11 protein-coding genes and 1 pseudogene are annotated in these 10,372 nt (G+C 61.4%); 5 read left to right on the top strand and 7 right to left on the bottom strand.

All coding sequences use genetic code 11. The annotated features are described in order from the left end of the window. Positions 1 to 188 precede the first annotated feature (188 nt). From WBV42_RS02690 to WBV42_RS02680, 3 genes are read left to right on the top strand one after another with little or no spacing between them, the layout of a single operon-like run. A complete protein-coding gene (locus tag WBV42_RS02690; protein WP_423984668.1) occupies positions 189 to 755 on the top strand; it encodes a hypothetical protein in 567 nt (188 codons plus the stop codon). A 49-nt stretch (positions 756 to 804) separates the two neighbouring features. Then, positions 805 to 2,382, top strand: a complete 1,578-nt coding sequence (locus tag WBV42_RS02685; RefSeq protein WP_423984667.1) for an acetolactate synthase large subunit — start codon at positions 805 to 807, stop codon at positions 2,380 to 2,382. Between the two features lie 8 nt (positions 2,383 to 2,390). Further along, a complete protein-coding gene (locus WBV42_RS02680) occupies positions 2,391 to 3,326 on the top strand; it encodes a phosphorylase (RefSeq protein WP_423984666.1) in 936 nt (311 codons plus the stop codon). Between the two features lie 3 nt (positions 3,327 to 3,329). Here the strand turns inward: WBV42_RS02680 and WBV42_RS02675 are convergent, their stop codons facing one another. The 6 genes from WBV42_RS02675 to WBV42_RS02650 form a co-directional block, all read right to left on the bottom strand. Continuing rightward, positions 3,330 to 4,148, bottom strand: coding sequence for an aldo/keto reductase (locus WBV42_RS02675; protein ID WP_423984665.1), 819 nt, complete (start codon positions 4,146 to 4,148; stop codon positions 3,330 to 3,332). A gap of 61 nt (positions 4,149 to 4,209) precedes the next feature. Beyond that, the gene (locus tag WBV42_RS02670; protein ID WP_423984664.1) at positions 4,210 to 5,034 is read right to left on the bottom strand and encodes a phosphosulfolactate synthase; all 825 of its coding nucleotides are present in this window, start codon (positions 5,032 to 5,034) and stop codon (positions 4,210 to 4,212) included. A 101-nt stretch (positions 5,035 to 5,135) separates the two neighbouring features. Further along, entirely contained in the window at positions 5,136 to 5,321 is a 186-nt protein-coding gene (locus WBV42_RS02665; protein WP_423984663.1) for a hypothetical protein, read from the bottom strand. Positions 5,322 to 5,423: 102 nt separating this feature from the next. After that, complete coding sequence (locus tag WBV42_RS02660) at positions 5,424 to 5,756, bottom strand: hypothetical protein (RefSeq protein ID WP_423984662.1); 333 nt, start codon at positions 5,754 to 5,756, stop codon at positions 5,424 to 5,426. A 158-nt stretch (positions 5,757 to 5,914) separates the two neighbouring features. Then, on the bottom strand, positions 5,915 to 6,253 hold the full coding sequence (locus WBV42_RS02655; protein WP_423984661.1) for a hypothetical protein: 339 nt from the start codon (positions 6,251 to 6,253) through the stop codon (positions 5,915 to 5,917). A 354-nt stretch (positions 6,254 to 6,607) separates the two neighbouring features. After that, entirely contained in the window at positions 6,608 to 7,951 is a 1,344-nt protein-coding gene (locus WBV42_RS02650) for an MmgE/PrpD family protein (RefSeq protein ID WP_423984660.1), read from the bottom strand. A 165-nt stretch (positions 7,952 to 8,116) separates the two neighbouring features. Here WBV42_RS02650 and WBV42_RS02645 point away from each other — a divergent pair, with 165 nt between their 5' ends. Next, positions 8,117 to 8,578 (top strand): cupin domain-containing protein, encoded by a 462-nt coding sequence (locus WBV42_RS02645; protein WP_423984659.1) that lies wholly within the window; start codon positions 8,117 to 8,119, stop codon positions 8,576 to 8,578. A gap of 197 nt (positions 8,579 to 8,775) precedes the next feature. Beyond that, positions 8,776 to 9,978, top strand: a complete 1,203-nt coding sequence (locus tag WBV42_RS02640) for an MFS transporter (RefSeq protein ID WP_423984658.1) — start codon at positions 8,776 to 8,778, stop codon at positions 9,976 to 9,978. 211 nt (positions 9,979 to 10,189) lie between these two features. Here WBV42_RS02640 and WBV42_RS02635 read toward each other — a convergent pair. Then, positions 10,190 to 10,372, bottom strand: a pseudogene (locus WBV42_RS02635) (acyl dehydratase); the annotation flags it as partial.

Raw genomic sequence — 10,372 nt, 5'->3', positions numbered from 1 at the left:
GAACGGGAGGTTTCGCTCGACCGCCTCGCTTTTACGGGTCGGACGAGGAAATCTCCGTCATCGGTCTCCTATTCATTTTGTCGATCGACCGGTTCGTGGACCAACGCCGACGCGTATCCGACGAAAGACCTCTCTTCGAGACGGTCAAAAAAGGTAACATATCGCATACCCATTCTCCCCCGACTCACATGGAACCGAAACGACACACCTGGACCCGGCGAAGCGTCCTCAAACGAAGCGGCCTCGCCGTCGCGGGCACCGCTTTTGGGAGTTCGTCGGCCATCGGTGCGGCGAGCGCGACCGAGTGTTGTAAGACCTGTTGGATGGACGTGAAGCCCGGATGCTGTCCGAACAGGATCGACGCGAGTAAAAACGAGGTGTTCACCGTCTACATTGGGTGGCCGAACGTGAAACCCGAGAGCATCCGGTTGCGGCCGTCCTCGACGCGAGCAACGTTCGACACGCCGACTTGCCAGAAGTACCGCAATCCGCGATGGAAGCAGGTCTCCTGTTCCGACATCGAGGAACTCCTCACGGAGACCGACGGTCGGGCGGCGAGTCCGTGCCACCAGACGGTCACGGACGTCGATGGAGACGGGGACAACGATACGGTGGTGCGGTTCAACAGTTGTGCCCTCGAACTGCGCCGCAACGACTGCAACCTGCTCCTCGAAGCGGAAACGGGCAGCGGTTGTCGCCTGCTCGCCATCGATAGCGTCGCGCCGTGCAACTGTGGAACTACCAAGGAGCACTAATTGCGGAACTGCCAACAGGCACTAATCCTCGGTCGCCCTATTTCGACCGATGAAGGCATCCGATTTACTCGTGGAGTGTCTGGAAGCGGAGGGAGTCGAGTACGTCTTCGGCCTGCCGGGTGAGGAACTCGGCGACGTGCTCTTTTCCATCCGCGATTCCGACATCGAGTTCATCCCAGTACGACACGAACAGGGCGCGGCCTTCATGGCCGACGTACACGGGCGCGTGACCGGGAAAGCGGGCGTCTGTCTCTCGACGCTTGGCCCGGGCGCGACGAACCTCCTGACGGGGGTTGCAGACGCCCACCTCGACAAGAGTCCCGTCGTCGCCATCACCGGGCAGGCGGGACTGGAGCGACTCCACAAGGAGAGCCACCAACTCATCGACGTGATCCACACGTTTCGGTCGGTGACCAAGTGGAACACCCAACTGAGCGATCCGGAGATCATCAACGAATCGGTGCGCAAGGCGTTCAAACTCGCCCAATACGAGAAACCCGGCGCGACGCACCTCGAATTTCCGGAAGACGTCGCGGCCGAGGAGACGGACGCGGAACCGCTCGTCACCCGTCGTCCGGTCCGCCGTTCCGACCCCGATGAACAGTCCGTCGAGTACGCCGTCGAACTGCTTCAGGACGCCGAACGACCGCTCGTCATCGCGGGTAACGGCGCAGTTCGGGAGCAGGCCGCCGAAAGCCTCCGGGAGTTCGTCTCGGAAACGGCCGTCCCCGTCGCCGCGACGTACATGGGGAAAGGGGCGCTCTCCGACGCCGACGACCACTCGCTGTTCACGCTCGATTCGGGCGAAAACGGCGAAGCCGAGGACGCCATTCGGGAGGCCGACTGCGTGCTCACGCTCGGCTACGACATCGCCGAACACGACCCGGAGAGTTGGAACCCCGACCGCGACAAGGACGTCGTTCACCTCGATTCGGAACCCGCCGAGGTGTACGAACATTACAACCCGAACGTCGAACTGATCTGTGACATCTCCGCCGGTCTCGACGCGCTTCGGGACCGACTCGACGTCGCCTGTCCCGCCGGATGGTACCGTGAGCAGCGCGAAGCGCTCGTGGAACAGACGACGCGGTGGCCCGACGCCGACGCCCCGCTCTCGGTACGAAACGTCCTCCCCGTCCTCCGCGAGGCGATGGCGGACGACGACGTGCTCGTCTCCGACGTCGGCAGTCACAAGATGGCGATCGCTCAGGATTTCCCGACCTACGAACCGAACACGGTCCTCGTCTCGAACGGCCTCGCCAGCATGGGTATCGGCGTGCCGGGCGGCCTCGCGGCGGACCTCGCGCTCGATTCCGAGGTCGTCGTCGCCACGGGCGACGGCGGATTCCTGATGAACGGCGCGGAGATCGACACGGCGACCCGCCTCGACTGCGATTACACCATCATCGTCTTCAACGACGACGAGTACAAACTCATCACCGAGGAACAGGAGGAGGAGTTCGGCGAACACTTCGGCACCGGGCTGACGAACCCTGACTTCGTGAAGTTCGCCGAGAGCTTCGGTATCGACGGCGTACGGGCCGAAACGTGGGACGAGATCGAGGAGGCGCTGACCGGGGCCGTCGAGAGTGACGGCATGACGCTGGTCGAAATTCCGGTGGAGTGAGTTCGCGTATGACGGATGCGACGGAGCCGATTTCGCTCGACGTACTCCTGTTGCCCGCCTTCGCGGCGGACGATTTCGAGATGAAAAAGGACCTCCCCGACGAGTTCGAACGGTGGCTCTCGACCTACGAGTTCGAGAACTCGGCATCGGTCCCCGGCGCGAACATGCCGGTTTACTACACCGACGACGGGATCGGGATCACGTCCACCGGGATGGGGAAACCGGAAGCGGCGGCGACCGTGACCGCCATCCTCGCTTCGCGGAAATTCGACTGCTCTTCGGCATACTTCGTCACGGTCGGCGTCGCGGGGACGCCGCCGGACGTGGGAACGCTCGGGTCGGTGTTCGTCGCCGACGCCATCGTCGATTGGGACAAGAAGCATCGCTGGGCGGCCCGCGACGGCGAAACGGAAGCAGAGCGGAACCATCCCCTCGAACTGTTCTCGTATCGACCGCACGATTACGTCTATCACCTGAACGACGAACTCGTGGCGACGGCTCTCGACGCCGGGAAATCGGTCGAGCTACGCGATTCGGGGGCTTCGAGAGCGTACCGGGATCACTACTCGGAGGACGCCGCGCGATCCGACCCGAGCGTAGCCGTCGGAACGACGCTCTGTAGCGACGAGTTCTGGCACGGCGGGACGGTCGCCGAGCAGGCTCAGTGGCTCGTGGACGAGTACGACGCGGGAACCTACGCGACGACCGAGATGGAGGAGATGGGAACCGCGACCGCCCTCGATAGGTTCGGACTGCTGGATCGGTATCTGAGCGTCCGCGGCGTCGTCAACTTCGACCGGCCGTACGACGGCCAGTCGATTCGGGAGAGTCTCCACGACGGCGTGGAGAAGGAAACGTTCGACGCCACGCTGGACAACGTCGTCAGCGTCGGAGCGGCCATCGTGGACGAACTTCGCGCCGATGGCGCGGAGTTCGACGGATAGAACTTACCGTCCCAACCGACCGCGAACCATCGAGAGTCCGGTCTGAAGGCGGGATGGGCGAGCCACAATTGCCATCTCCGTTTCGGTCAACTCGAAGTCGAAGATGTCGAGATTCTGTTCCAGATGTTCCTCGCTCGTGGATTTCGGAATCGTGACGACCTTCTCCTGTTGTGTCACCCATCGAAGCGCGACCTGTGCGGGCGTTTTGTCGTATTTCTTACCGAGTTCAGTGAGCACGTGATCGTGCATGGCTCCGCCGTGTGCGAGCGGACTGTAGGCCGTCAATAGCACGTCGTTTTCCTGGCAGTATTCCAGTAGCTCTTCCTGCGGGTTGAAGGGGTGGAACTGGACTTGGTCGGTGAACACGTCCACCGTCGCTTTCTCCCGCGCTGTTTCCAGTTGCTCCGCGTCGAAGTTGCTCACGCCGATGTGCCGCGTCAATCCGTCGTTCTGGAGGTCCGACAGCGTTCGCATCACCTCTCCCGTCGAAGCGAGCGGGTTCGGCCAGTGGATGAGCAGCAGATCGACGTATTCGGTGCCGAGTTTCGTCAGACTCTCGTTGACGGAGTTCACGATGTCGGCCCGTTTGCGGTTCATCGGCCACACCTTCGTCGTCAGGAAGATCTCGTCACGGTCAACGTCCGAGTGTTCGATGGCCTGCCCGACCTCTCGCTCGTTGCTGTAGGCCTGTGCGGTGTCGATGTGTCGGTAGCCGAGGTCGAGCGCCGTCGAGACCGCATCGCGGCACGTTCCACCTTCCATCCGCCACGTTCCGAGGCCTATCTTCGGAATCTCCTCGCCGCCCATCGTCTCGTACTCCATGTGCTGCTGGTGGACGGACAACGGTAAATATCGACTGGCGGACTGGTGGGGTTCGGGTCGATCACTCCCCCTTGTACGACACGACCCGTCCCCACGACGTCTTCTTGCCCCACAGTCCCGAACGCATGCACTCCAACTCCACGATCTGTGAGTTGTCCACGAACAGGTTCACGTCCGGCCCGAAGTTCTTGATGTACCACTCGAACACCGGTGGATCGGCGGCCTCGAACACGCAGTTCTCGATACCGACTTCGTTTGCGATCTCGAAGGCGACGTCGGTGCGCCACTCGCGGACGCGTTCGGTGATACCCTCCGATTCGACCATGATCTTGTACGCGCCCGCTTCGAGGTGGCGTTCCGCCTCCCGAATCGCGCTCGCCGGATCGATGGCCGCTTCGCTCTCCAGTTCTTCGACGGATGACGCGCCGCCAGCGCCGAACTGGACGTTGATCTCCGGCTTGGCCTTCAGGCCGTGTTCCTGAACGAGTTCGGTCAACCCGACCATGTCGTCCACGTCGATGGCGATGAACCCGGACGAGATTTCCACGATGTCGAAGCCGAGGTTTCCGGCCTCCTCGATGTACCGCTCGACCTTGTCGTTGTCGCGGAGGAGTACGTTCTCGATGTATCCCCCGGTCGATACCTCGACGTCGTGGTCGTGGCAGATCGAGATGAGTTCCTCCACCACGTCCTCGGGCATCAGGGCGAACGACCCGCCGGAGAACTTGTAGATGTCCACGTACTCGCCCATCGTTTCCAGGATATCCTTCAGCTCGCGCGGCCCCATCGGGTCGTAGTACGGCCCGCGCATCTCGGTGATCCCTTGGTCGCGTGGTTTCGATTCGCGCTCGTTGATGTGCAGAAAGTCGAATGCTCTGTCGGTCATGAAACCCCCGAACGGGTTACGACGAACAGCTACAAAAGGAGTTGGGCGGTACGCGTTCATTGGACCCGGTCGAGGTACGTTGATCCAGTCGAGAATCGAACTCAGTCACGGGCACGGACGTAATGTACCACCCCGAAGACGACGATGCCGGCGATCAAACCGGTCGGAATTCCGACCAATAACGAGGGCCAGATACGCTCCCGGAGGAGTTCCGTCACGAGCACGCCGACGACGAGAAACGAGAGCACCGCGATACCGACTTCGATCACACCGTCCCGAACGTTCATCGTTCAGTGATTCCGCTACCAAGTAGTAACGATTTCGCACGTCCGCTGCCGTAAAACGGTGGGAGTTCGGTATTCCCAGTGGAGTTCGCTTTTGCCCGTCGGTTACAGCGGGACCCACGGCGGGTCGCCGATGTGGTCTATCTGTTCACCTTCCGGAAATCGGGTAAACTCGTTTTCGTGACACCCCGCACCGTAGCGTTCGACATGCCACGCGACATGGTCGCCCGCTCCGGCGTCAGGGGAACAACTACTGGCAACCGAATCGGGGTGCTGCGGCGACGGTGCTCCTGAAAGGGCGCCGACGCTCGCCATTGACGTGAGGATGGCGACGAGAACGACGGCAGCGATGTGTACTCTCCGACTCGAACCCCCACGCTGTTCAACGCGCTTGGGTGAGTCGTCCGCACTGGTCGGGATGAGTTGGTGTATGGTCATGGCTGGACGAAATGACGGGAGTATCGTGCTTTGTTATTGGGCGACCATTCGACGCACAACACCGATTACTGGTCGTCGTGACGTCGACGGCCGGAAAAATTGACGAGTTGGATATCAGTTGGGGACGAATCCCCTGCGGTCAGTACCGCGTCGAAAGCTTAGTTTTCCTGTTCGTTCCAGTTCCCTGCTTGGGACCACGCGGCTTGCGAGTTGTCGTTGCTCTGGTAGCTCGCCTGGATTGCCGTCGCGTCGTCGGATTCAGCGTCGCGACCGAGCGCAGCCGAGATTGCGACGTTGGTGTCTTGGTGGTTGGCGTTACCCTGTGCGACGTACTGGCCTTGGCTGACACCAGACCACGCGTGCTGGGAACTGTACTGGGTGTCTCCTGCCATCTTCTTGTGGTGGTGTCCGTATGCAGCCGCGTTGCCGGCAAAGCCAACCGCGAAGACACTGGCCACGACGGTCATCACGAGCAGCATTCTAAGTCCTTTTTTCATTGTATCTACCTTGGACGACACCGGCACGTTGCCTGTGTTCGTCGTCCACTTTCTCGTGTCGCCGCAACTGTATTTCAATGCATAGCACCGTTTTAGCGAGCAGTTCGACGGGTACTCTCCGGCTATCCCCTCCCGAATCGAATAAGCCCGACATGACGCCCACAATGCCAAAATTCAGGCCTTTCAGGCCGTCTCTTTCGAGGGGGATTATCCGATAAAGCCCATCCGACCGAATCTGTAGTGTCTGTCAATGATCATTATTGTCGAACTGACTGCTGAGTTATATGCTACTCATTGACAACATATGCGCCGAGTAGCCTCACACGAATCACCATCTCGATTCAAACTACTACATTAGGCCAGCAGTTCGACGAGGTCCGTGACCCTGTGGTCGTCCATTCCGCGTACCGTCCCGACGATTTCCTCGCGCCGCGAGTCGTCGTACGCGCTCGCTATCCGGTCGAACTTCGATTCGACCTGTTCCCACGACATCGCGTTGTTCGGATGCCCCGCGAAATCGTCCTTCTCCACTCGATAGGTCGTGCCATCGTCCATCTCGATATCGATATTGGCCGGCATCTCGCCAGCCTCGAAACGGTCGGTCAACGCCTCGTCCTCCTCGACTTCGACGGTTCGGAGCAGTTCCTGAACGTCGTCCCGCTGAATTCTGTCGGGATCGTACTGTGTGTTGGTCATCTCGCGGTCGATGAGCGCGGCGGCGAGCATGTACGGCAGGGAGTGGTCGGCCTGCGCTTTCGTCTCGACTTCGTAGCGCGACCCCTCGCCGCCGCCGATGATGAGCTTCGCACCCGCGAACGTGTCGAGACGGATCGACTCGACGTGCTCGGGGTCGATGTCCTCCTGCTCGGCCATCTCGATGATCCCCTCCACGGCGGATTGGGCGTACGTCTCGGCGACGTAGCGTTTCGTCATCACATCGTGGACGCGCTCTCCCGGCGACAGATCCACGTCGAACTCCCCGGAGACGATTTGCTTCCACCCCTTCTGGCCTTCGAAGAGGTTCGTCGGTCCTTCCACGCCGTTCTTCGCCAGCATCGCTGAGTAGACGGCGTTTCGGGCGGCGTTCGCGGAGGCGAGTCCCTTCCACTCCGAGATCCCTTCGGTTCGCGTCACCCGGAGGGCGTTGTGCGCGGTCCCGGCGATGCCGATCGCCGACCGGGTTTCCTCCCGACTCAGGCCGAGCAGTTTCGACGCCCCCGCGGTCGCCGAGATGACGGTGTGGGTGACGTGGTCCCACCCGCGGTCCCGAACCGGCGCGTTCCACGCCAGTTCCGCCTGTATCTCGTAGGCGATGGCTATCGCGGCGATGAGTTCCTCGCCGGTGCTATCGGCGTACTCACCGCAGACGATGGCCGCCGCGATGTTGTCGCTCGGGTGCGGCGTCTCGCCGGGTGCGAGAAACGAATCCATGTAATCGAGGTAGCGAACGTACGCGGTGTTCAGCATGGTCGCGTCCGGGGGGGATGCACTCCCTCCACCCCAGAGGGTGCAATCTCCCCCGTCGCTCATCTCCTCGACGGTCGCTCGCACCGCCTCCACGGGTTCCTCCCCCATCGCACCCACGGCGATTCCAACCGAGTCGAGCACGCGCTTTTTCAGTTCGTCCACCGTGTCCGCCGAGAGGTCGTCGTAGCCCGTTTCCACCACGAAATCCGCCAGTTCGGCTGTCGTCGTCATGGGTCATGTGGGCAACGGGCACGGGTAAAAATACAGTGGGCGAGTTGGTCCGGGTCGAGCGGCGGACTGCAAGCGAACACGGCAAACCTGGCGACCCCGGTGATCCCGGCGACAGTTTCAGTGCACGCCAAACCGTTATGCATCTCGCCGCCAATTCCGACCGGAATGAAAAAAGTTGTAATCGAAAACCCCGATGAGGACGAGGCCTGCTCACGGTTTTTCCACCCGCTCTCGGAAGCGCTCGGGACGACCGGCCTCGCGATCAACTACTTCGAACGCGCTCCCGGCGAACACGTCGGTCATTGCTACCACCGTCACCTCGAACAGGAAGAGGTGTTCTACGTGCTCTCGGGGACGGCGACGTTCGAAACCGAGGACGGTGACGTCGTGGTCGTTTCGGGTGAACTGATACGGTTCGCGCCGGGCGAGTGGCAACAGGGACGGAACAGCGGCGACGAACGACTCGTCGTCCTCGCCCTCGGCGCGCCGCGTGACGACGAACCGATGGAACTCCGCCGCACGTGCCCGTCGTGTGACGAGCGGACCCCGGCAGTCCCCGAGGAAATCGATGGCGGAGTCGCGTTCTATTGTGAAACCTGTGGTGTGGAAACCGGGAGATACACCTGACCAGCGAGTCCGGTAGCGTTCGTGTGCCACCTCTCCCGACTTCGTGTTTACTGACCAGTCAGTAAGTTACATTCTGATCGCCTATCGTCCATTACGAAACGAAAGAAGATGTTGGATACACGCCCGATACGGGACGTCACCGGTCGGTGGTGACGAAACCAACAAGTTAAATGGGAAGTTAGACCTATGACTGTCCGATGAGTACATCTACACGAACAGTTACTGATCGTTTTTCCCCTGCCGTTCTGGCGACGGCGTTCGCGACGTTCGTCGCGTTTCTCGGTATTGGCGTCGTCGACCCGGTACTCCCCATCATCGGCGACAAGATGGGTGCGACGGGGGCGGAAGTCGAACTGTTGTTCACCACCTACCTGATCGTGATGGCGGTCGCCATGCTCGTATCGGGCGTTCTGAGCGCCAGATTCGGCAACAAACGCGTCATCATCGTCGGTCTCGCCATCGTCGTCGTGATGTCGGCACTCGCGGGACTGTCGAACTCCATCACCGAACTCGCCATCGTGCGCGGCGGTTGGGGCTTCGGTAACGCGTTGTTCACCTCGACGGCCCTCGCGGTCATCGTCGGACTTGCGGAGGGCGGGACTGAAGAAGCCATCATGCTGTACGAGGCGGCGCTCGGCCTCGGTATCGCGGGCGGCCCGCTTCTCGGCGGCTATCTCGGTTCGTTCTCGTGGCGCTACCCTTTCTTCGGCACGGCGACGCTGATGGCACTCGCCCTCATCGTCTCGCTCGCCTTCCTCCGTGAACCGGAAGGAAAGGAGCAAGCGACGCCCGCGGACATGATCATGGCGCTGAAAAATCCGCCCGTGCTGGTCAACGCCCTCATCGGTCTCTGTTACAGCTTCGGGTTCTTCACCATCCTCGCGTACTCGCCGCTTACGCTTCCGGACCTTTCGGCCACGGCGCTCGGCGTGACGTTCTTCGCGTGGGGTGCCCTCGTCGCGGTCTCCTCCGTGTTCGTCGTGAACTGGTTGACGAGCAGGTTCGACGCATCGAAAGTATTGTTCGCTGACGTGCTTGGGATGGCCCTCGTCCTCGCCGCGGCCGGATTCGCGGAAGGACAGGCGGAACTACTGCTCCCCGTCATCGTGATTTCGGGTATCTTCTGCGGCATCGCCAACGCGATGTTCACGACGTTCGCCATTCAGGTGTCGCCGTTCACGCGCTCGGTCAGCAGCGGCGCATACAACTTCCTGCGGTGGTCGGGTGCGGCCATCGCGCCGGTCCTCGCCGGCTACTTGAAGGACGCCTATTCGCCGGGCGTCCCGTTCTTCGTCGGCGCAGTCGTCGTCTTCGTCGGCGCGGTCGGTCTCTTCGGCGGTGGATCGTTCCTGCTCAACGCCATCAACCGAAACGCGGCGGAGCACGTTTCGGCTGACTGATCAACCCCGACCGTTTTCGATCTTCGCGCCGACACTGCTCCAGTCGACGCTATCGACCCTGAAAACGGAAATCGGCGGAATCGAGGCGGTATCGTGTCGAACTTCGCGTAAGGCGAGAAAACCGCCGCCGGTAGAATATCGGGACCGATCGAACTACTCGGCGCTATTCGTGGGGAAGCGATATGATCGTCGTCTCGCCCGAGAGCACCTGTCAGTCGGTTTTCACGCTGATTTCTACCGTAAGGCGGTCCTCTCCCAAATCATCGGTTACGGCCGCGGTCGCGCTGACGGTTTCGCCCGGCCGGACGGGGTTTTCGAACTCCAAATTTTGCGAGAGATCGACGACGTCACCGGGAAGCGCCGCGAGCGCGGCGCTGACGACGCTGGCCGTGAG

Source organism: Haladaptatus sp. (assembly GCF_049589095.1).
In the GTDB taxonomy this organism is placed as follows: Archaea; Halobacteriota; Halobacteria; order Halobacteriales; family Haladaptataceae; genus Haladaptatus.
Note: the sequence above shows the minus strand (reverse complement) of the source record. Positions and strands in the feature narration are given on the sequence as shown.

Bases quoted from the DNA above. Each gene is read 5' to 3' on its own strand.
- WBV42_RS02660 (WP_423984662.1), bottom strand. From the start codon at position 5,756: ATGACCATACACCAACTCATCCCGACCAGTGCGGACGACTCACCCAAG.
- WBV42_RS02680 (WP_423984666.1), top strand. From the start codon at position 2,391: ATGACGGATGCGACGGAGCCGATTTCGCTCGACGTACTCCTGTTGCCC.
- WBV42_RS02690 (WP_423984668.1), top strand. From the start codon at position 189: ATGGAACCGAAACGACACACCTGGACCCGGCGAAGCGTCCTCAAACGA.
- WBV42_RS02650 (WP_423984660.1), bottom strand. From the start codon at position 7,951: ATGACGACGACAGCCGAACTGGCGGATTTCGTGGTGGAAACGGGCTAC.
- WBV42_RS02670 (WP_423984664.1), bottom strand. From the start codon at position 5,034: ATGACCGACAGAGCATTCGACTTTCTGCACATCAACGAGCGCGAATCG.
- WBV42_RS02645 (WP_423984659.1), top strand. From the start codon at position 8,117: ATGAAAAAAGTTGTAATCGAAAACCCCGATGAGGACGAGGCCTGCTCA.
- WBV42_RS02640 (WP_423984658.1), top strand. From the start codon at position 8,776: ATGAGTACATCTACACGAACAGTTACTGATCGTTTTTCCCCTGCCGTT.
- WBV42_RS02665 (WP_423984663.1), bottom strand. From the start codon at position 5,321: ATGAACGTTCGGGACGGTGTGATCGAAGTCGGTATCGCGGTGCTCTCG.
- WBV42_RS02675 (WP_423984665.1), bottom strand. From the start codon at position 4,148: ATGGAGTACGAGACGATGGGCGGCGAGGAGATTCCGAAGATAGGCCTC.
- WBV42_RS02655 (WP_423984661.1), bottom strand. From the start codon at position 6,253: ATGAAAAAAGGACTTAGAATGCTGCTCGTGATGACCGTCGTGGCCAGT.
- WBV42_RS02685 (WP_423984667.1), top strand. From the start codon at position 805: ATGAAGGCATCCGATTTACTCGTGGAGTGTCTGGAAGCGGAGGGAGTC.